This is a genomic window from Acinetobacter sp. YH12040, from assembly GCF_013420005.1.
In the GTDB taxonomy this organism is placed as follows: domain Bacteria; phylum Pseudomonadota; class Gammaproteobacteria; order Pseudomonadales; family Moraxellaceae; genus Acinetobacter; species Acinetobacter amyesii.
The window spans coordinates 43,059-65,023 of the sequence record NZ_VOZB01000004.1 but is presented as its reverse complement, the minus strand read 5'-3'; the positions used below and the strand labels follow the sequence as shown (position 1 = coordinate 65,023).

The window sequence follows — 21,965 nt, the reverse complement described above, 5'->3', positions numbered from 1 at the left end:
AAGCAATGCTTCACTTTTATCGAATATTTTTTATTCGCAACAAATGGGTTCACCTAAAGAGCCTGAAATTTGCTATATTTACCGTTTTTCTGCGACATTTATTTTTCGACTGATTATGAATACGGCAATACAAGCAGCGCTCGATCATGCAGTGCAATCCCTTCAAGCTGAAGGTGTACTCCCAACTGACTGGAACAATACTAGCAATTTGACCCGAACCAAAGACCGAAGCCACGGTGACTTTGCGTCAAACATTGCCATGATTGCCTCTAAAGCTGCAGGTATGAAGCCGCGTGATTTAGCCGAAAAAATTCTGGCAAATCTTCCAGAAGTCGCAGATATCAGCAAAGCAGAAATTGCAGGTCCTGGCTTTATTAACTTCTTTTTAAATGCTGACCAACGTTTTGCTGTCTTAGACCAAATTCAAGCTCAGAAAGATCAGTTCGGTCGCACTCAGGCCAATGCTGAAAAACGTGTTCAAGTGGAATTCGTTTCAGCCAACCCAACGTCTAGCCTACACGTTGGTCATGGTCGTGGCGCAGCTTACGGTATGACCGTTGCCAATCTTCTTGAAGCAACAGGTGCCAAAGTTGACCGTGAATACTATGTCAACGATGCTGGCCGTCAAATGGATATCTTGGCGACATCGACTTACTTGCGTTATTTAGAATTGACCGGTCAACAACTGGTCTTCCCTAAAAATGCATATCAAGGCGACTACGTTAAAGAAATCGCTCAAAGCATTATCGACAAAGATGGCGATGCTTATGTACGCCCTGTTGCCGACATCTACAAAGATGTTCCAGAAGATGTGCAATATGCCGCTGAACTCGATAGCGAAGGCAATAAAGTCGTTGTTTCAGGCGATAAAGAAAAACACATTGATGGCCTAATTCATAATTCACAAAACCATTTGGCTGCGGGTTACCGTGTGTTCCATCAAGCTGCGCTGAAAGCCATTCTCGATGACATTAAAGATGACCTCGGTGAATTTGGCGTGACTTTCAATCAATGGTTCAGCGAAGCAACCTTGACTGAAAAAATTGATGAAGCATTACAAATGCTCGATCAACGTGGTTTCTTATACGAAAAAGATGGCAACATCTGGTTCAAATCAACTGAATTTGGTGATGAAAAAGACCGTGTAGTGAAACGTCGTAATGGTCAGACTACATACTTCGCATCTGACATTGCTTATCACTTAAATAAACTACAACGCGGCTATACCGATATCGTGGATATCTGGGGTTCAGACCACCACGGTTATATCGCACGTGTGAAAGCAGCGATTGATGCGCTTGGCTATGATTCTAAAAAATTGACCGTACTTTTGGTTCAATTTGTGAGCCTATGGCGTGGCGGCGAGATGGTTCAAATGTCATCTCGTTCAGGTCAATTCGTGACATTACGTGACTTACGTAAAGAAGTGGGCAACGATGCTGCTCGTTTCTACTACGTCATGCGTAAATCAGAACAACACATTGACTTCGACTTAGACCTTGCTGTGTCTCAAAGCAAAGACAATGCGGTGTACTACATCCAATACGCACACGCACGTATCTGCCGTATGCTAGAAAAAGCGGATGCGACTGACGTTCAATTCTCTGCTGAAGCTGCACGTCAATTTGCAGCAAAACTTGAGTTAGAAGCTGAAACTGAAGTTCTTGCTAAACTTGCGGCTTATCCTGAAATTGTAGTTCGTGCAGCAAACAGCTATGAACCACACCAAGTGGGTAACTACTTGAAAGAATTGGCGGCGTTGTTCCATGGTTGGTACAACGAAAATAAAGTCTTGGGTGATGACGCAGAACTGACTCAAGCGCGCTTATTACTGTCTGTAAACGTAAAACAAGTTTTACGCAATGGTCTTAAATTATTGGGTGTGAGTGCGCCTGAATCAATGTAAGCCATTCTTAGCATACGTTAGAATCCGTCCATGTATGAAATTATACATTGACGCCTATACAGGCTCTTTATGAGCCTGTATTTTCATGGATATTCAGTCATCTTTTAATGAAAAATTGAAGATGTTGAAATTGTGAAAATTAAACATAAACAGCATGACAGTCATGTAATATATAATAATCAGAACTTGGTTTTGGGTCAGTTCCCACTAGGTTCGTAACAATTACAATTAAAGAGGTTTCCTCGTGTTTGGAAAAACGCAACGCGGTGTATCAGAGCGGCCAAATCAGCCTAAAAAACCATTGATTCCTGCATGGTTAGGTACACTTGTGATCATTCTAATCGTGTTGAGTTTCTTGGTGGCCTTGATGTTATGGAAGCCATGGGAGCCGGTAAAACCGAAAGGTCAAATTACCTCTGAACACTACCAAGAAGAAACCAATAAAGATTACCGTTTTTATGATCTGTTGCCTCAGCAACAAGTCACCCCGATTCCAGATCAAGCTGTGCCTGAAACCGATACCAAAGAAACCGTGGTGATCGTTGAAGCACCTGAAACGGCTACCACTACACCAACTGAGCCGGATATTGAAGCCACAGAAACAACACCAGCTGCTGCCAGCTATATTTTACAAGTGCGTAGCTATGATGACCCTGACCAAGCCGATGCCCGTCGTGCAGAAATTATTTTAAATGGCTTATCTGCCGATGTGATCCAAAGTAATGAAAATGGCAAAGTTTGGTATCGCGTCGTGTCTGGCCCCTATGATTCACAAGAAGCTGCTGTGATTGCACAACAAACTTTACGTCATAGCAGTATCGACTCGATCGTCGTAAAACGCTAAATTTTGAATTTAAAAAAAGCGCCTGATGGCGCTTTTTTTTATTCATTCCTTTAATAAAGGGAGGTTAGAAGGGATTCTTTTTTGAATACATCCGCTTAGCTCAAAAACCTCTCCCTAACCCTCTCCTAAAGGGACAGGGAATTCATTAAATGGTATGCCCTATAGCTTCGCCCATCACCACAGACGAGTTGGCTTTAAAGGTCGCATCCCATTGCATTTTGTTTTCTTCAAACAACACTACCGCTGTTGAACCTAAATAAAAACGGCCCAATTCTGCACCTTTTTCTAAGAATAAATCGTGTTGATTGAGTTCCAAACGCCCTGTAGGTTTAACTTTACCTGTAGCCACGGTTTCAATACCTGCCACGATCATTGCGCCCACCAATACAACCGCCATACGACCGACTTCTGTATCAAATAAGCAGACCATGCGTTCATTACGAGCAAATAAACCCGGAATATTTTCAGCAGTGGTTTGGTTTACAGAGAATAATTCACCCGGTACATACAAAGTTTCTGTCAATGTTCCTGCAAATGGCATATGTACACGGTGGTAGTCTTTTGGTGACAAATAAACCGTAGCAAACTGCCCATTTTTAAACGGCTCTGCCAATTGTGGATCAGCAATCAGGTTTTCAACGGTGAACTTCTGCCCTTTGGCCTGAAATACGTCACCATTTTCAATTTTACCTAGTTGTGAAATCGCACCATCTGCAGGTGAAACAACACTGGATGGATCAGCATCGACTGCACGCACGCCTTCTTTTAAAGAACGAGTGAAAAATTCATTGAATGATTTAAATTTCAGGGCATTACTTTGCTCAGCAATCGACATGTCGATGCCATACTGTGCTTTAAATGCTGTAATCACAGCATTTTTCACCACAGGGTTTTCACTCGCAGCCAATTTACCGACGATACGTGATAATTTGTGCTGTGGAACAACACGCTGAGCTTGAATAAAAATTTGTTTTTTTAACTGAGATGTAAGGCTCAAGACGGCAACTCTCCGGTGATCACAGGACTATCGAGTCGGTTGCCCCACTCGCTCCACGCACCATCATAAGCTCGAATATTCCAACCGAGTAAACGTCCCAGTATATAAGCTAGGCCCGACCGATGATGGGACTGACAATATACCACCACAGGTTCGTTTAAATTGAATCCCAATTGTTCTAAGCGTTGTTGTGTGCGTTCTAAAGGATGCAATTTTAAATGATTTTCTCGGTTAAGGGCAGTACTCCATTCGAAATGTCGTGCTCCCGGAATGTGACCGCCGCGTCGCGCTGCTAAACGTAAGCCTGTATATTCATCTTCGGTACGGCAGTCCCATACTTGGATCTGCTCCTGCTGTACACGAGCCAATAGCTCATCATAGTTTGTTTGATACTGAGCACGTGCCTCTGCACTTACTTCAACCAATGGGCTCACGGGTTCAAATTGCTCAATTTCAGACGAGGTCGGTAAGCCTGCCCCAAGCCAAGCATGGATGCCACCATTGAGGAGACTGGTATTTTCAAAACCGAGGCAATGTAAGTTCCAAATCAGTCGGCCTGCCCATGCCCCACCTTCATCGTCATACACTACTACATGATGTTCTGGACTGATATTCAGATAGCTGATGAGCTGTTCTAAACCGGCTTGGTCAGGTAAAAGCCCCATCGCTTGTTCTTCTTGGCGCACTAACAGTTTCGGCTGCACATGCAGTGCATGTGGAATATGCAATTGGTCATAAACCGAACGACGACTCAAATCGACGATCCGTAGTTTTTCATTACCAAGATGTGGAACCAATTCTTCCGCTTCAATCAGCAGACCAAAATTCAATGTAGATGCTGTCATCGTTGTTCGTGTTGTATTTTGTGCGATTAAATTCGATCTTAGCATAAGTCATTTTCACTATTATTCTGAATTTTTGCATTGCTTTAGCAATATTTTAGATATAAAAAAGCCGAATCATTGATTCGGCTTTTTTAGTTTTATCTAATGCTGTGTTTAAGCGCTAACTTCAGAGATGTCAAACACCTGACGTAGATACGCTAAGAAAGTATCATTATCCGTCATGGTTTTACCCGGACTGTCGGAAATTTTTGCCACAGATTGACCATTACATTCAACCAACTTCAGCACGATATTCAGTGCAGTTTGTCCCAGATCATTGGTCAAGTTGGTGCCAATACCAAAACTCACTTGGAAACGGTCTTTAAAGTAATTGTGTAAATCCCAAGCTTTTTCAATGTTCAAGCCATCACTAAAAGTCAGCATTTTGGTTTTACTGTCAATTTTAAGCTTTTTGTAATGTGCATAGGCTTTATCGCCCCATTCATACGGGTCGCCACTGTCATGACGTAAACCGTCGAATAGTTTGGCAAAGTACAAATCGAAGTCACGTAGGAACGCATCCATACCGACAACGTCCGTTAAGGCTATTCCTAAGTCACCGCGGTATTCCTGCACCCATGTTTCTAGCGCAGACTTCTGGAAGTTACGTAGACGAACATCAAGCGCTTGGAATGCTTGTAGGAACTCATGCGCCATCGTACCAATTGGAGTAATGTTCAAGTCTTTGGCAATCAGAACATTACTTGTACCGCGGAAAATATACGGTGAAGCCTGATTTAATTCTTCAATTACATGCTTTTGCCATGCATAACTATAACGACGACGCGTGCCAAAATCAGAGACCAAGAATGGTGGATCATTTGGATTTTGCCGTGCTTCATACTGCTTCAGCAAGGCAATCTTATGTTGCAATCGGCGCTCACCTTCGGCTAAAACTTCGGGTGTACGAATACGTTGGAAATATAATTCATTGACGATGGCTAAAACAAAGATTTCAAACATCATCGCTTGAACCATTGGGCCTTCTACCCAAATGTCGAGTCGACCTTCATCATCAATACCCGCTTTAATAAAACGGCGTTTAAGCTGAAATAATTCAAGATAATCAACAAAATCGCTTTTAATAAAACGTAAACTGCGTAAATACTGCAATTCATCTTCTTTAAACTTCAACTGACAAAGCATGTCGAGCTGCATGTTTAAATCATCCAAAATTTCAACCAGTGGATAGGCTGTATCATCCAAGTTACGGCAACGAAAGTGATACACACTATGGGTTTGCGGAAATTTGTGTAACACCACCTGAAGCATGGTGAATTTATACAGATCTGTGTCTAATAAGGATTGGATGATTGGAGACATAAAGACTTTCAGTTTTTATCAACTCTTTGCATTAAAGCATACTTTATTGATAAAAAGCCGATTGATTTAGTGGAATAACTTATAAATCACCGCGATTCATCGACTTTTTTCAATTTTTTTGCTGAAGCTGAGCGCGATCAAGCTCACTATTTTTTGAGTAACTGTCGATATTTTTCTTCTTGACCAAATTCACGCGCAAACTGTTCTGCAGTCTTTTGCCCCATTTTTTTGACATTTGCATCGCAATCCACTTGGCGTAATTGCTTTGCAATCGCCCATTCTAATTTAAACATGGCACCCATCAATGCGGTGTTGCCTTTATTGTCACGTGCGCAGCGGTCTGCACCTTGTTCTAGCAAACGAGTCACAATATTTTGATGACCATAATAGGTCGCCATCATCAGTGGCGTAAAACCCGAAGCATTGCGCACATCGAACGGAAAACCGTGCTTAAGAAATTCATTGATGACTTCTTCATTGCCAGTTTTGGCTGCGGCAAAGAAGATTGCGATCAATTCCTGTTGTGAGGTCATCTGATCGCTTGCAGTTGCTTTAGCGGGGGAGATATCTTCCGCGATTGCCACGTTTGCGAATGCGGAACCAAACGCTAGAAGACTGGCTAAAGTCAAATGTTGCATAACTTTCATGATGAACTCCAACAGAAATCGAATGTAGAATTGAATTAGAAATAATTCATTTCATAAAAATGAATATTTAAGGAGTGCCTATGAAACTCCCCCTAGGGTGCAGGAAAGGTATGGAGCTTCATAGGACTTTTTTGAGGTAACGTTCTAGACCCTAGTTACCAATCCTTCAGACTGATCGAAATTAGTCTTTCAGTTGTGCTGCTTTAGCTTTTACAGTTGCAAGGTTACCGTTTACTGCTTTAGTCATACGTGTACCGTAGTCTGCATCTGCTTTATAGAAGTAAGACAACATGATGTGTTTCGTTTCCGAATCTTTCACGTTGCCAAGATCCGCAGCCAAGTTCATGATTAAATCGTCTTTTTCTTTAGCAGAGTATGAACGGTAAAGCTCACCCGCTTGCTTGAAGTTTTGCTCTTTCACGCCTTTTTGCTGAACTGTGCCAGAAAGCGGCGTTTCAACCGCACGCGCTTTCTCAGTGGCAGCTTTAGGCACTTTACGGCTTGGCTCGTAGTTCACGTCAGAATCACGCTCGCTAACATTCATGTAGCCATCTTGGTTGTTGTTGTTAACAGCAACAAGCGGACGGTTGACTGGAATTTGCTGGTGGTTCGCGCCTAAACGGTACATTTGAGTATCTGAGTAAGAGAAGATACGACCTTGTAATAGACGGTCTTCTGAAGGCTCGATACCTGGAACTAAGTTACCTGGAGCCAATGCCACTTGTTCAGTTTCATTGAAGAAGTTTTTCGGCATACGGTTCAGCGTTAACGTACCGACTTTAGTTTCTGGAACTAGGTTCGTCGGCCAGATTTTTGTTGGATCAAGCGGGTCAAAATCAAAGCTGTTTAAATCTTTAGGATCTAACACTTGGATATAAAGATCCCATTTCGGGAATTTACCAGCGTTGATGTTGTTATAAAGATCGTTAGTCAAGTGATTAAAATCTTTACCTTGTTGCTCAGCAGCTTCTTTAACGTTCAGACCTTTCACGCCTTGTTTAGAGCGGAAGTTGAATTTAACGTATTTGTATTCGCCTTTGTCGTTATAAAGCTTGTACGCATGTACACCAAAGCCGTCTTGTTCGCGGTAGCTGGTAGGCACGCCTTGGTTACCATACACATAAGTCAACATGTTGGTTGCCCATGGCTGGCTAGACAAGAAATCAAATACGCGGTTTGCGTCTTGAACGTTGTTGATTGGGCTAGGCTTCATGGCATGGATGAAGTCTGGGAATTTGATCGCATCACGGATGAAGAATACTGGAGTTTGGTTACCCACTAAGTCCCAGTTGCCTTCTTGTGTATAGAACTTGATCGCAAAACCGTGCGGGTCACGTAAAGTTTCTGGAGAACTTTTACCATGAATTACAGTCGAGAAACGTAAGAAAACTGGAGTCTTAGTACCTGCTTTGAACAATGAAGCAATGGTGAGATCAGATAAATCTTTAGTTGCAACGAATTCACCATAAGCACCTGTACCACGGGCATGTACAACACGCTCAGGAATACGCTCACGACCAAAACGTTGTAATTTTTGAACCAATTGTACATCTTGAAGTAGAACTGAACCATTTGGACCCGCAGTAATCGAGTTTTGGTTATCGCCTACTGGTGCACCATTGTCTTTGGTTAATGGCGCTGCTTGAGTCGCCGCTGTTGCTGTTGCTAACATCGCAACCAATAAAGAACGCTTAAACATCGTCTTAATCTCTCTGTTAAATACCTTTCCTGCCCCGCAAAGATACTGATATTCAAAAAATAGATAAAACAGATAATTTTTATAAATTCAATCGTATTATTAGATTTATAAAAAATATATAGTTCATTTTCAAATGTTTGAGCCCAAAAATTTCTACACATCGCCTCGAAAGAAGGATGCATTTGCTACAATCCCTGCCCTATGTTCAATTTTCTACTCGGAAGAAGTTATGCGGGCCTTGTTACAACGTGTTTTAGAAGCCAAAGTGGTGGTCGACGGTGAAATCACGGGTGAAATCAATCACGGTATTTTGGTGTTTTTAGGCCTTGGCAAAGCTGACGATTTAGAAAAAGGAAAAAAGCTGATCGATAAGATCTTGAAATACCGCTTTTTTGATGATGAACAAGGCAAGATGGGCTGGAATGTCAGTCAAGCCGGCGGCGGTATCCTCTTGGTGTCTCAATTTACCCTGATGGCACAAACGCAAAAAGGCCTGCGTCCTGATTTTGGCCCTGCCATGCCGCCAAGCGATGCCAAAGCACTGTATGAACAGTTGGTCGATTACACCAAGCGCCAATATGACCATGTACAAACAGGCATCTTTGCCGCCGACATGAAAGTACATTTGGTTAATGACGGTCCAGTGACCTTTAATTTAGAAGTTGAATAACAACTGAAGCATAAAAAAAGCCCTCAAAAGAGGGCTTTTTTTTAATCCTCCCACTAAAGGAGGAGAACAAGGCGTAAATCTTACTTACCTGTTTTCTCTTTAATAAACGCACGTGCGATTTTGATTTTTTCTTTAACCGGTTTTGGAAGTTTAGGTGGAATTAACTTCGCCACTTGGTTAAACCAAACCAAAAGCCCAAAATCACCTTCCATTTTAATACTGCCATTTTGCATACCCGTCATGAATGCAGTTGGGTCACCTTTCATCAAAGTTTTTACGCCCTGTTCGCTGTCCGCAAATTGCAAAATAAAGTCGGCTTTTTCAGCATCACCTGAAACAGTATCAATCTGTCCATTATTTACAATAATTTGACGTGCAACACCTAAATCCGTGCCGATTTGAATACGGAATTGACGTTCATGAACCAATTCAATGAATTTAGGGCTAGTACGTGCAAGCTGTTTCATACGAAGCGCTAAACCTGCCACGAGTAAATCAAGTGGATCCGTACTGACATCAACTAAAGGTAGTTTTACGACAGGAATTGATGATAGTTTCATGACTTAAAGCCTATTGTAATTGTTGGAAAATTGACTGGTTTCATCCTACCATAACTTGGCTTTTGAGAAGTAAGGCTTTGTATCTCAAATCGGACTAATGCGTTCATAAAAAAATGCGCCCTTAGGCGCATTTTCATTGAAATTTTGTTCTGGCACTTATCGGCTCGAACATTGCTGTTCTTCATCATATACAGGCGTGTGCTCTATACATTGGCGCTTTGCCATCGCACGCTCTGCACGGCGGTCTTCACGTAACAATACTAAAGTGAATACCACCATTGCGGCCATTAATGCCGTTAAATAACTATAAGTCACTGATAATTCAAACATGGTTTGTGTACCAAATCGAATTACTTCAATGAGTCCCCACACCAGCATCCCCGCCAGCATAAAACTTAACCAGCGACGATAAGGCGAGAAGAAAACAGCAATCACAGCCGCCGATACCAAGCTCAGGCCAACGATTGTTGCTAAATTCGCTGTTAACATAAAAACCTCCGTCATTTGACAACTGACATCTCTTGTCTTACAGGATGCTGAGCCGTCTCACTACTGTATCTTCAGTAAATAGATTTGGTCGATCTCAATCTCTTGCAAGCATTATGCTGAGTTTTTTGCATAAAAAAAGTCTCGTTTTTTGTTCATGCGACACACCTTGTCGCAACATTATTTTGTCATTACATTTTTTCTTTTTAAAGAATTTCTAGAACAATGATGACATCTCGTTTCGAGTGTCATTACAAAAAAAACAGCTGGTTTTAGGCTAAAAAAAATAATTTTTCGAATGCTGTTAATCGTTGTTTTTATCGACAATTTTCTTCTACCTTTCATCGGATGAGCGGAATTTTTGGCATAAAAAAACGCAGCCTTTTGGCTGCGTTTTTTGTATGAATTAAATGGTTTTAAGCGCGATTTAAATCTTTATCATGCACACCAAGCAGGTAAAGAACACCATCTAAACCCACGCTTGAAATGGCTTGATTAGCATTTTGACGCACCAAAGGTTTCGCACGGAAGGCAACGCCTAAGCCGGCTAAAGACAACATTGGCAAGTCATTCGCACCATCACCGACAGCAATGGCTTGTTCTAATGAAATCCCCATTTCTTCAGCGATTTGAGTCAACAAGAAGGCTTTGCGCGCACCATCCACAATATGGCCTTTCACTTCACCGGTTACCGCGCCATCTTGGACGTCCAGTACATTGGCATGCACTTCATCGATACCCAGTTTTGCTTGTAGATATTCAGCAAAATACTGAAAACCACCTGACAAAATAGCCGTGCGATAGCCCAGTGATTTAAGCGTTGAAATCAGACGTTCCGCACCTTCTGTAATGGTCAGACGTTCTGCAATCTTAGGCAATACCGAAGCATCCATACCTTTGAGTAATGCCACACGTGCACGGAAACTTTGTTGGAAATCAAGCTCACCTTGCATAGCACGTTCAGTGATTTCAGCCACTTGAGCGCCGACACCCGCTTCAATTGCCAATTCATCAATTACTTCTTGCTCAATCAGCGTCGAGTCCATATCAAAGCAGACCAAACGACGATTACGACGGTAAGCATTGTCCTCTTGAACGGCAACATCTACCCCTAGTTCAGTAGATAGACGTAAACATGCTGCACGCATTGCAGTAGCATCCAACATTTGGCCTTTTAGACCAAATTGAACGCAGGCACGTCGTGGGCCTTCGCTTGATCCATCTAACTCTGGACGGCCAGATAAACGAGTCACAGTTTCAATATTGAAGCCTTGGCTCGACACAATATTTGTAACTGCCTGTAAATGAGACGCCTGTAATTCTGGCGCAAGTGCCGTAACGATATAGCGTGTGCGGCCTCCCTCATTTACCCATTGTTGATATTCTGTTGTAGAGATTGGTTTAAAGCGCACAGTTAAGCCAATATCATGTGCTAAAATCAACATCTCCTTCATGGCTAATGCTGTCGCAGTCTGGTCTTCCGACGAAACAACAATACCTAAAGTCAGCTGATTGTGGATGACTGCTTGTCCGACATCTAAAATCTGTAAGGAATGTGCGGACAAAACCTGCATTAATCGTGTAAATTGATTAGGTTGGTCAGGTCCTAAAAGTGATATAAGAATGATTTCTCGCATGAATTGACTCGGGTCTGAGCTACAACTAATGTAAGAATCATAATCTAAATTGAATAGAATTGCCTTGGAAGTTTACGTTGAATGCGCCTAGACAAGGGCTATTTGCTAGCCTATTAGTAGTTTGTTTTGCTTTGCATACCTTTTTATTGGTATTGGCAACAACCCACCAACTGAACGAAAACCGTGCCAGTCAGGGACAACTGATGACCAGTCAATTGGTTACAGACAGCCTATCTGAGCTTGAGCCGGCCAATACCGTATCATTAGCCTTACTTGCTGACCGCTATGCAACCAACCCGAGCGTGGCTTCCATCCGCATCTTAAATGCCAATAATCAAGTCTTGGCTACAGGCGGTTTGACCAAAACCCGTGACGGTGAAATCTTTGTTCGTGATGCGCTGCAAAACGAAAAGAAAGTCGGAACGGTTGAAATCACCTTAATTAAACCAAGTATTGGTGAAATCTTACGTACGCAATGGGCCGCGATTCTATTTTCATTATTCTTACATGGCTTGTTATGGTTGGCGTATCGCGCTATTGCACGTCCAAGTCGTACTGAATATTTAGCGCGAATCAACAATGAATCACGTCTAAAACACGAAATTCAAACGCTAGCGCAGGCCTTAGAACAAGAAAAACATAATGCCGCTGTGGCGATTGCTCAAGCGCAGCAAAATGCGCAAGCCAAAGCAAAACAGCATAAAGATATGAAACCAGTGGTTCTCGACAGCAACAGCTTGGCATTAAATATTCAATTTTATGATCCGAAACAGCTGCTCGATAGCGTCAACAAAACCGTGTCTGTGCCGTATTTTAATCTCTGCCAAATTTTCTTAAATAAAACCACAGAACTCTGTGTTCAACATTATAAATTGAACAGTTCTGACATCAGTACGGTACATAAGTTTGATGAACATGGCGCAACCATCAGCATGACCGCTGACACTCCAGATGCGCTGCGTTGCCTCACCATGATCAGCTCAGTATTCCAATTGCTTTCAGATGTTTTATATAAACGCTACCGTGAAGAAAAACGTTTCGTTTTACAAACCCGTAGCGCGATTTCAAGCTCTGTCGAAGCCATGCAATTGTCTTCTGTACAAGCGGCTGAACGTTTAGTCCAACAATTGGTTGCTAAAGAAAGTGCCATTCATGTGCCGACAACTTTGCTCAAAGAGATTTCAGATCATTTCCAATTGGTCAGTTTGCCAAATCCGACCAATGTGCTCACTCGTCATGCATTTATGCTCAATGGGATGGACAGTGATGCCGCTGAATTGGCTCAAAACTTCAGAACTGAAATTTTAAAATCCAAACAGTCAAAAGCCTCGTAAAGGTTTGAGCGAAATCAAAAATCCCGACTTAAGTCGGGATTTTTTGTCTTAAACAGTCGAAATTTTCTGTGCAATCAAATATTTTTGCGCGTTATGCGGTTCGGTACCTGCTTCAACCGCGACTTTCTCCCATTGCCCATTCGACTGCATTTCCCATGCATTTTGATTATCTTCCAAATAGTTAAGTAAACAATCTTTCATAATGCGTTTTTTCAAACGGCTTTCCAAAATGGGAAAACAGGTTTCGACCCGTGAAAATAAGTTACGTCCCATCCAATCGGCACTGGCACAGTACAATCGTTTTTCGCCTGCATGCTCAAAATAATACACTCGAGTATGCTCTAAGAAGCGTCCAACGATAGATCTCACATGAATATTCTCAGACATACCTTTGACCTGAGGAATCAAACAACAAATCGAACGGATAATTAAATCTACAGATACCCCTGCTTGCGATGCACGATACAAAGCAGCAATCAGTTGCGGTTCCGTGAGTGCATTGACCTTCACAATAATTCGTGCGTATTTTCCCGCTTGTGCAGCAATAATTTCCTGTTCAATCAGTTTCAGTAATTCAGTATGCAGGGTAAATGGTGCATGCAATAACGCTTTCAGCTTCGCCATCTTGCCCATGCCTGTCAGTTCCTGAAACATGCGATGCACATCTTCGCAAATATCGGGATGCGTCGTCATCAGGCCATAATCGGTATACATCCGCGCATTGCCTGCGTGATAGTTACCTGTTCCCAAATGGGCGTAGCGTAACAACTGATTATTTTCACGGCGCACAATCAAAATCATCTTGGCATGGGTTTTATAGCCCACAATGCCATACACCACGACAGCGCCCGCTTCTTGCAATAAGTTGGCCACGGTAATATTGGATTCTTCATCAAACCGCGCCCGAAGTTCTATAACTGCGGTTACTTCCTTACCGTTGCGAGCCGCCTCCGCCAAAACTTGTACGATGTCCGAATCTGGCCCACTGCGATAAAGCGTCTGCTTAATGGCTAAAACCTGAGGGTCTTTTGCAGCTTCACGTAATAGGTTAATAACCGGTTGAAAGGAGTCAAACGGATGATGTAACAAGACATCTTGTGTTTTTAATACATCAAAAATCGCAGTTTGTTTACGAAAAACTTTAGGAATAATCGGCGTATAGACCGGATATTTCAGTTCAGGTCGATTAAAACTGGTACTGAGACGCGATAAATTGATCGGGCCGTCAATGCGATAGAGCTCCTGCTCACTCAAATCAAATTCATCTAACAAATAATCAATAATGCTTTGCGGACAATCATCTTCAATTTCTAAACGGACTGCCCGACCAAAACGGCGTGAAGACAATTCATCTTTTAATGCCACCGCCAAGTCATCCACATCTTCAGCCAGAACTAAATCTGCATTGCGTGTCACTCGAAAGGCATAACAGCCCGTCGCTTTCATCCCCGGAAATAGGTCATTGATGTGTTGCTGAATAATGGCGGTCAGGAAAATTTGTGTCTCTGCACTGCCTTCAACCTCGGCGGGCATTTTGATTAAACGCGGCAATGAGCGTGGCGCAGGCACAATTGCCATTTCAATGGCACGACCAAAGGCATCTTTGCCTTCTAGACTCACAATAAAGTTGAGGCTTTTATTGACCAAGCGTGGAAACGGATGCGATGGATCTAAGCTAATCGGCGTTAAGACCGGTTGAACTTCTTTACTAAAATAATGGCTAATCCACGCCCGATGTTTTTCTAAAATATCTTTAAATTGAATAAAACGAATGCCTTCACTTTGTAGTGCAGGCAATACAGCATGATTGAGGGTTTGGTATTGCTGTGCAACCGTGTCATGAATCACTTGGGAAAGTTCATCTAAGACCACTTCAGTCGGAATGGCATCTGGCGTCCGTGCAATTGCATTCAAATCTCGTTGTTTCATTAGCCCCGCAATGCGAATTTCAAAGAATTCATCTATATTGCGTGAAAAAATGATGAGAAAATTCAAGCGTTCAAGTAACGGTAAACTTGAATCGAGTGCCTGAGCCAAGACCCGCCGATTAAAATCTAAAAGTGACAATTCACGATTATAATAGGTCTCTGATGAATGCTGAAAATGTGGCATACCCTCTCAATGCTGTTTGAAACAGTCTATATCTAAAGTGTTTGCCGGCATGTTAGGCAGCGGATATGACACTTATGTTACAAATAGCATTAATCAATTAAAAAAGCATGCAATTCCCTAAAGCTCTGTTCATCAAATCGTAAAATTTATTTTCGACATCAAAAAAAGGGACATTGCCCTCTATTTTACTGAATTGTTTTTTGTTTATTGAACAGGCTTGTCTTGTTCCAATGCTTTGGGCTCACTCGTCCGTGCTGCCCAATAGGTTGCCAGTGCGGGACCCGAAATATTGTGCCACAAACTAAAAATCGCACTCGGCACAGCGGTCAAAGGTGAAACGGCAAAATGGGTCGCCGCCAATGCCACACCTAAACCTGAGTTTTGCATCCCGACTTCAATTGATACTGCTTTACAGTCTGCATAGGGTAATTTAAATAGGCGGCTGGCCCAAAAGCCCAATAGATAGCCCAAGCCATTATGTAAGGCAACTACCCCAAGAATCAGTAAACCTGATTGCAAAATCTGTGTTCGGCTACCCGCAATGATTGCCGCCACAATCGCCACAATTGCCACAACAGAAACCAGTGGCATGACCTGTATATAGGCATCCACTCGGTGCTTAAAGACAGTTCGAATCATTAACCCCACAATGATCGGAAATAAAACCACTTGTAAAATTGAAACCAACATCGATGCCGCATTAATTTCGATCCATTGGCTTGCTAACAAATAGAAAATCGCAGGGGTTAAAACCGGGGCGAGTAATGTCGAAACAGAGGTACAGGCAACAGATAATGCGGTATTACCTTTTGCCATATAGGTGATGACATTAGAGGCCGTTCCACCCGGACAGCAACCGACAAGAATTACCCCGATCGCGATTTCTGTCGGCAGTTGTAATAATTTACACAAGAAAAATGCCAATCCCGGCATCACAATAAACTGTGCCAAAACCCCGATCATCACAGCTTTAGGACTTTGCAATACACTTTTAAAATCTTGCAGTGTCATGGTCATGCCCATACCCAACATAATGATGCCTAGCATCCATGGGATATATGCTTTTAACCAAACAAATACATCGGGAAAAAACATGGCGAGCGCTGCAAACAGCACCACCCAAATCGCAAATGTTTTCTGCACAAATTGAGTGAATTTTAAGAAAGCCGACATAGGCATCTTCCATTTAAAAACAGGGACAAAAAAAGGCACACCCTTGTGCCTTTTCTCAACTGAGCCCACTGGGTCATGCCAAAGATAATGCCTGTGCATGCTGCTGCACAATATCTTTCAGGTAAATACGCTTCACCCCATTCGCCAACATGTCTTGCCATGCATGCTGAAGCGAACCCTGTAAATCGATCCCTTTGGTCAAATCAGCAATCACAAAAGTTTCAAAACCAAGCTTACGTGCATCCATTGCCGTCCATGCAACACAGAAATCCGTGGCAATGCCCACCACAAAGACTGTATCAATACCACGTTCGCGCAAATAGCCCGCCAAACCTGTTGAAGTTTTCTGATCTGCTTCCATAAAAGCAGAGTAGCTGTCGATATGCTGATGAAAACCTTTACGGATAATCAGCTGCGCCGTCGGTAAATTTAAATTAGGATGCAATTCGGCATCCTGTGTGCCTTGTACACAATGCGTCGGCCACAGTACTTGCGCCCCATAACTCAACTCTATGCTGTCATAAGGTACATGCTCAGGATGATTTTCAGCAAAAGAGATATGGTCGGCTGGATGCCAATCTTGAGTCAGCACAATATTCGTAAAGTATTGCCCCAGTTGATTAATCCCTGGAATAATTTGATCGGCATTGGCAACAGCCAACTGACCACCCGGGGTAAAACCATTTTGTACATCGACCACAATCAGCGCTGTATTTTTTTGCATATCTCTCCATCCGTTGTCATGCATTTTCGGCGACTCTACTGATTCGCTCATATTTTAAAAGCCTTAGTATTCAGTCCTGTGCGTAAAAATAAAATGACTGTCCTTCCTGACAATACCGATACTTGGGCAAATGCTCAACCAAACGTTGTGCAAATCGTGGGTAAATACGGGCTTTTCGCCGAGTCGAAGCATGAAAATAAAAATATCGCGGTTGATGTTGAAAGATATATTTTAATAAATGGCTGCGTGTCTGTTGCATGACCTCAAATGCATTAATATTTTCAGCAACATCTTCTAGGGTAGGTTCATCGGCAAAGGCCAACCACGCATTTTTTCTCGGCTGTTGGCGATTTCTTTGAAATACAGGTTTGAGTTCCAAGATAAATTCGTGCTGATGTAGATACAAACTAAATTCACGTTGATCAACTTTAAAAATTGCGACCAGTTTTCTTGCTGACATAGCCCCTCTACGTTGATTTTTTGTTTTCTCTTTCTGCTGTATTTTTACATAAAATACATTTATTTATATTGGTTTAGAGCATTAGTGCGACTTCTATTGTCGCCATAAAAAAAGCCCGCATGATGCGGGCTTTTTTTGATATAACATGTTTCTTATGATGGAATACGACGTACCAATAACAACATAAATATTGCAGAGATTGCGATACATGGAATTGCCGCGGTAATCACCCCTGCCGCCCCAAAACCTGCTGCCAATAACTGACCAGCAATTGCAGGGCCTAACATTGCACCGACACGACCAACGGCTGAAGCTACGCCAACACCCGTACCACGTAACTGTGTTGGATACACGATACCACCGAAGGCATACAGTACACCTTGACAACCAATCACGAATGCACCGACTAAAGCTGACGCCATGTACATTTGAGTCAATGAACCTGCACCATTCAGCGCAAATAGACCTGCCAAAATACCGCCGTACATCAAAATGATCACATAAGCTTTCTTCCAACGATCAGTCAACATACCTAAAATGATCGTACCAATGGTTGCACTCACCATGAAGTAGAACTGCGCAGTTGCACCATCTTTACGAGTGAAACCGAGTTCGGTGAACAACGACGGTAACCAGCTCAACATGATGTACACCACCATCAAGGTGAAGAAGTAGCTCACCCAAATTGAGAAAGTACGTAAACGGTTTTCTGTGTTAAAGAGGTTTTTGAAAGCACCTTGTTGCACTTCGCCATTGGCGGTCGCTTGAACCGCTTGATCTTTGGCTTTCAAGAATTCACGCGATTCGGGCAGGAACCAAATCATCAATGGAATCACAACAATCGGTAATAAACCGCCTAAATAGAAAATATTTTTCCAGTTTGCACCGAAGTCCGTCATTGCAACTAATGACAAGATTGCCGCACCCACAGGCATACCACAGTACATCAAACCGACTGCACGACCACGATTTTGTGGCGTTACCGCTTCAGATGCCAAGGTAATTAAAATTGGCATTGCTGCACCTAAACCTGCACCTGCAAGAAAACGTACAGCGAGTAAGCTATGGAAGCTATTTACCCATACCGTACATAAGGTAAAGATGGCGAACATCCCCGTAGACCAAATTAATACTTTTTTACGGCCCATTCGGTCTGCAATCCGACCACCCACCAAAGCACCAGGTAATAATCCTAAAATACCGGCACTAAAAAACACCCCTAGCTGCGAGCTATCCAGCCCGAAATATTCACGAATCCCTGCTGCTGCAATACCTGCAGCCTGAATATCCAGACCTTCGATTACGGCAATAAGGAAGCAGATTGCTACCGTGACAATAGCATGCTTATTATCTGACTTTTCCATTGGAGAATCCTTGTTGTCATCAGCGTTCAAATTAAGTCGCATCATCGCTGAGCCTTATAAAGGATATAACTACCAATAAGTTGAAGCCTTTCGTCCAAAATTGGATTACGTGCATGGTGTAATAGTTTTTGTGCTTTAAGTCACAAAGTCGTAAAAACAATTAAAAATTTAAAATAAAAAAATATGAATCGTGCAATGAACAGTCAAATCAAGCGATCTTTTTAAACACTCATAAAAACATGTCTATTTCTATTAGATATAAAAAAGATTATTACCCAAGTTTTTAACAATCATTTGTAATAAAACCCGAGCGAATTGATATAGTTTTTAAATCTTTAGTCATTGTTATTTAATCTTAAATTCTGATTAAAAAGCACGGAATACACATAGATCAACCTTTTGCTGATGATTTAATCAATCCCATCAACCATGCCAACCCTCTCGATTGAATAACACATTTTCAAGATTCAGCCCTTGCTGAACAATTTTCAGGCTGCAAAAAAACCGCTATTTTACACTTGATTGTTTTAAGTTTGATTTGTATAAAGAATTTTATGGCTTTGACCAAAGCATATTGTTCTTATGCGTTTGATCAGTCATAATTTGCGTAAGCATTATTCAATTTGGGTATAGCCCAATGAACATGCTACAAATCAAAATTCGAAACCATCCAGAAATCAATATTTCATCTTGTCGGATGGACAAATAGGATAGCTTTTCAAAATGACTCAGCAAGCTCAGACCATTCAAGGTTCAATTGTCGCAATCGTCACCCCAATGTTTGAAGATGGCAGCGTAGATTGGAAGAGCCTCGAGAAGCTGGTTGAGTGGCATATAAAGCAAGGCACCAATAGTATTGTTGCTGTAGGGACTACAGGTGAAGCTTCTACCTTGAGCATGGCCGAACACACTCAGGTGATCAAAGAAATCATCCGTGTGGCGAACAAACGCATTCCAATTATTGCCGGCACAGGTGCAAACTCAACCCACGAAGCAATTGAACTCACCAAAGAAGCCAAAGAATTAGGTGCAGATGCGGCATTATTAGTTACACCATACTATAACAAACCTACCCAAGAAGGCCTGTATCAACACTACAAAGCGATTGCTGAAGCTGTTGATTTACCTCAAATTTTGTACAATGTACCTGGCCGTACTGGTGTAGACATGCACAATGACACCGTGATCCGTCTTGCTGATATTCCACAAATCGTGGGCATTAAAGACGCCACTGGCGATGTTCCTCGTGGTCAAGAACTCATTGAAGGCCTTAAAGGCAAAGATATGGTGGTGTACTCAGGTGATGATGCAACGGCTTATCAGTTAATGGGTTTAGGTGCTAAAGGCAACATTTCGGTTACTGCGAACGTGGCGCCAAAAGAAATGAGCGAAGTGTGTGCAAGCGCTTTGGCGGGTGACGCAGTCCAAGCCGAGCAACAAAACAATACTGTTGCAAATTTACATCAAATTTTATTTTGCGAATCGAACCCAATTCCTGTGAAATGGGCACTTCATGAGATGAACCTGATTGAAACAGGCATTCGCTTACCATTAACACCCCTTGCAGAACAATATCGTACTCCGCTTCGTGAAGCACTCATCACTGCGGGCGTTATCAAATAAAGAAGAGCAAACATCATGCAATTACGTTTAGGACTTAGCCTGGCACTTTCAGTATTTACATTAGCCGGTTGTAGTTCACTTGCCTTTAATAATGGCACACTGGACTATAAACAAACCACAGATGTTGAACCGCTGAAATACCCTGAAGGGTCAATGGTTCGTCCTGCAACGCCTTTGTATCCTGCTCCATCAGTTGACCCGCTAGCAATTGAGCATGCACCAAAGCTTGAAAATAAGCGTGGCAATCGCTATGCCCTTCCGCGTCCAGCCGCGGAAAAAAATAATGTCGTTGCAGATTCCTCAACAGACAGTACAAATATTAGCCGCCCTCAACTATTGGTGGATGGAAATCAAAATCCACTGATCAAAGTTGAAGGAAATTCTGCTACAATTTGGCAATACACACTTGCTACCCTCAGCAGCCTTAACCATACCATTGTTGGTCAGAGCAAAAACCGTTACGAAGTAACCGTCAAGGTCGATCAGCAGACCTATGTCTTAAGACTTTCTTCTGTAGGTTCAAGCAATAACATCGCTGTGTTCAATGCCGATAACAGTTTTGCAGACAAAGAAAAAGCTGCAGATCTGTTAGCTCAGATTTACCAAAATTGGCCAGCCTAGTCGTACTAGGCATTTTTTCTCGAAAAAGGTTCCCTCATGTTAAAACAAACCTTGCTCTATACTGGTAAAGCGAAATCTGTTTATGAAACAGATAGTTCTGACCACCTCATCCTAGTTTTCCGTGACGATGCTTCTGCATTCAACGGTGAAAAAATTGAACAACTGGATCGCAAAGGTAAGGTGAACAACCGTTTTAACGCCTTTATCATGGAAAAATTGGCTGCGGCTGGTATCGAAACTCATTTCGAAAAACTTCTTTCTCCAACTGAAGTTTTAGTGAAAAAATTGACTATGGTTCCTGTAGAGTGCGTAATCCGTAACTATGCAGCAGGTTCACTTTGCCGTCGTTTAGGCGTTGAAGAAGGTAAAGAACTTACTCCGCCAACTTTCGAATTGTTCTTCAAAGACGATGCGTTAGGCGACCCAATGGTGAATGAATCACAAGCGATTGCATTAGGTTGGGCGACTGCAGAACAACTCGCTCAAATGAAAGAATTGACTTACAAAGTAAACGAAGTACTTAAAGGTCTATTCGATGCAGGCAACATGCTGCTTGTTGACTTTAAACTTGAATTTGGTGTGTTCCACGACCGTATCGTACTGGGTGACGAATTCTCTCCAGACGGCTGCCGTCTATGGGACAAAGACACTAAGAAAAAACTCGACAAAGACCGTTTCCGTCAAGGTTTAGGCGGTGTAGTTGAAGCTTATGAAGAAGTTGCTGCACGTTTAGGTATCGACCTTTCTGATATCTAAATCGTCCATCGATTATAAAAACCGAGCTCTTTAGCTCGGTTTTTTAATGAAATATTACTCGATTAATCCATGATCGAAAAAACAAATGTTAACCATAAAAATCCTCTGTTTCACATTTACCCACGTTCACACTAAGATAGCTACA

The 21,965-nt window shown here is 42.3% G+C and carries 20 protein-coding genes; 7 read left to right on the top strand and 13 right to left on the bottom strand.

The window, feature by feature from the left end; all coding sequences use genetic code 11:
- Positions 1-115 precede the first annotated feature (115 nt).
- Positions 116-1,906, top strand: a complete 1,791-nt coding sequence (gene argS / locus FTT99_RS05495; RefSeq protein WP_180130557.1) for an arginine--tRNA ligase — start codon at positions 116-118, stop codon at positions 1,904-1,906.
- Between the two features lie 244 nt (positions 1,907-2,150).
- Positions 2,151-2,750, top strand: coding sequence for an SPOR domain-containing protein (locus FTT99_RS05490; protein ID WP_180130554.1), 600 nt, complete (start codon positions 2,151-2,153; stop codon positions 2,748-2,750).
- 145 nt (positions 2,751-2,895) lie between these two features.
- Here FTT99_RS05490 and asd read toward each other — a convergent pair whose 3' ends face one another.
- The 5 genes from asd to FTT99_RS05465 form a co-directional block, all read right to left on the bottom strand.
- Entirely contained in the window at positions 2,896-3,747 is an 852-nt protein-coding gene (asd, locus tag FTT99_RS05485; RefSeq protein WP_180130550.1) for an archaetidylserine decarboxylase, read from the bottom strand.
- Positions 3,744-4,592 (bottom strand): sulfurtransferase, encoded by an 849-nt coding sequence (locus tag FTT99_RS05480; protein WP_111885136.1) that lies wholly within the window; start codon positions 4,590-4,592, stop codon positions 3,744-3,746. Before FTT99_RS05480 ends, asd begins: the two co-directional genes overlap by 4 nt.
- Before the next feature lie 153 nt (positions 4,593-4,745).
- Positions 4,746-5,954 carry a nicotinate phosphoribosyltransferase gene (gene pncB, locus FTT99_RS05475; protein WP_180130548.1) on the bottom strand — a complete coding sequence of 403 codons (1,209 nt, stop codon included), beginning with the start codon at positions 5,952-5,954 and terminating at the stop codon, positions 4,746-4,748.
- 146 nt (positions 5,955-6,100) lie between these two features.
- Positions 6,101-6,601 carry an ankyrin repeat domain-containing protein gene (locus FTT99_RS05470; protein WP_180130547.1) on the bottom strand — a complete coding sequence of 167 codons (501 nt, stop codon included), beginning with the start codon at positions 6,599-6,601 and terminating at the stop codon, positions 6,101-6,103.
- A 181-nt stretch (positions 6,602-6,782) separates the two neighbouring features.
- Positions 6,783-8,300 (bottom strand): catalase, encoded by a 1,518-nt coding sequence (locus FTT99_RS05465; protein WP_180130545.1) that lies wholly within the window; start codon positions 8,298-8,300, stop codon positions 6,783-6,785.
- Between the two features lie 229 nt (positions 8,301-8,529).
- Here FTT99_RS05465 and dtd point away from each other — a divergent pair, with 229 nt between their 5' ends.
- On the top strand, positions 8,530-8,970 hold the full coding sequence (gene dtd, locus FTT99_RS05460) for a D-aminoacyl-tRNA deacylase (protein WP_180036027.1): 441 nt from the start codon (positions 8,530-8,532) through the stop codon (positions 8,968-8,970).
- 80 nt (positions 8,971-9,050) lie between these two features.
- Here the strand turns inward: dtd and FTT99_RS05455 are convergent, their stop codons facing one another.
- The 3 genes from FTT99_RS05455 to serB form a co-directional block, all read right to left on the bottom strand.
- The gene (locus FTT99_RS05455) at positions 9,051-9,530 is read right to left on the bottom strand and encodes an SCP2 sterol-binding domain-containing protein (RefSeq protein ID WP_078190615.1); all 480 of its coding nucleotides are present in this window, start codon (positions 9,528-9,530) and stop codon (positions 9,051-9,053) included.
- 156 nt (positions 9,531-9,686) lie between these two features.
- On the bottom strand, positions 9,687-10,019 hold the full coding sequence (gene aciT, locus FTT99_RS05450) for an AciT family ciprofloxacin tolerance protein (RefSeq protein WP_078190616.1): 333 nt from the start codon (positions 10,017-10,019) through the stop codon (positions 9,687-9,689).
- A gap of 413 nt (positions 10,020-10,432) precedes the next feature.
- Positions 10,433-11,653 carry a phosphoserine phosphatase SerB gene (serB, locus tag FTT99_RS05445; RefSeq protein WP_111885109.1) on the bottom strand — a complete coding sequence of 407 codons (1,221 nt, stop codon included), beginning with the start codon at positions 11,651-11,653 and terminating at the stop codon, positions 10,433-10,435.
- 77 nt (positions 11,654-11,730) lie between these two features.
- Between serB and FTT99_RS05440 the strand changes: the two genes are divergently transcribed.
- Entirely contained in the window at positions 11,731-12,987 is a 1,257-nt protein-coding gene (locus FTT99_RS05440; protein WP_078190618.1) for a hypothetical protein, read from the top strand.
- 48 nt (positions 12,988-13,035) lie between these two features.
- On the opposite strand, the gene ppk1 is transcribed toward FTT99_RS05440, so the two are convergent.
- The 5 genes from ppk1 to mhpT form a co-directional block, all read right to left on the bottom strand.
- Positions 13,036-15,099 carry a polyphosphate kinase 1 gene (ppk1, locus tag FTT99_RS05435; RefSeq protein WP_180130541.1) on the bottom strand — a complete coding sequence of 688 codons (2,064 nt, stop codon included), beginning with the start codon at positions 15,097-15,099 and terminating at the stop codon, positions 13,036-13,038.
- 204 nt (positions 15,100-15,303) lie between these two features.
- Positions 15,304-16,272, bottom strand: a complete 969-nt coding sequence (locus FTT99_RS05430) for a bile acid:sodium symporter family protein (RefSeq protein ID WP_180130535.1) — start codon at positions 16,270-16,272, stop codon at positions 15,304-15,306.
- A 73-nt stretch (positions 16,273-16,345) separates the two neighbouring features.
- Positions 16,346-16,996, bottom strand: coding sequence for a bifunctional nicotinamidase/pyrazinamidase (gene pncA / locus FTT99_RS05425; RefSeq protein WP_180116200.1), 651 nt, complete (start codon positions 16,994-16,996; stop codon positions 16,346-16,348).
- 70 nt (positions 16,997-17,066) lie between these two features.
- Positions 17,067-17,456, bottom strand: coding sequence for a hypothetical protein (locus FTT99_RS05420; RefSeq protein WP_180130532.1), 390 nt, complete (start codon positions 17,454-17,456; stop codon positions 17,067-17,069).
- A 152-nt stretch (positions 17,457-17,608) separates the two neighbouring features.
- The gene (gene mhpT, locus FTT99_RS05415) at positions 17,609-18,820 is read right to left on the bottom strand and encodes a 3-(3-hydroxy-phenyl)propionate transporter MhpT (RefSeq protein WP_180004342.1); all 1,212 of its coding nucleotides are present in this window, start codon (positions 18,818-18,820) and stop codon (positions 17,609-17,611) included.
- Positions 18,821-19,543: 723 nt separating this feature from the next.
- Here mhpT and dapA point away from each other — a divergent pair.
- Genes dapA through purC form a run of 3 tightly spaced genes read left to right on the top strand, consistent with a single transcriptional unit; the run spans position 19,544 to position 21,820 of the window.
- Complete coding sequence (gene dapA, locus FTT99_RS05410) at positions 19,544-20,443, top strand: 4-hydroxy-tetrahydrodipicolinate synthase (protein ID WP_078193262.1); 900 nt, start codon at positions 19,544-19,546, stop codon at positions 20,441-20,443.
- Between the two features lie 15 nt (positions 20,444-20,458).
- On the top strand, positions 20,459-21,064 hold the full coding sequence (locus FTT99_RS05405; protein ID WP_078193263.1) for a lipoprotein-34 precursor (NlpB): 606 nt from the start codon (positions 20,459-20,461) through the stop codon (positions 21,062-21,064).
- Between the two features lie 36 nt (positions 21,065-21,100).
- On the top strand, positions 21,101-21,820 hold the full coding sequence (gene purC / locus FTT99_RS05400) for a phosphoribosylaminoimidazolesuccinocarboxamide synthase (RefSeq protein WP_078190626.1): 720 nt from the start codon (positions 21,101-21,103) through the stop codon (positions 21,818-21,820).
- Positions 21,821-21,965 lie beyond the last annotated feature (145 nt).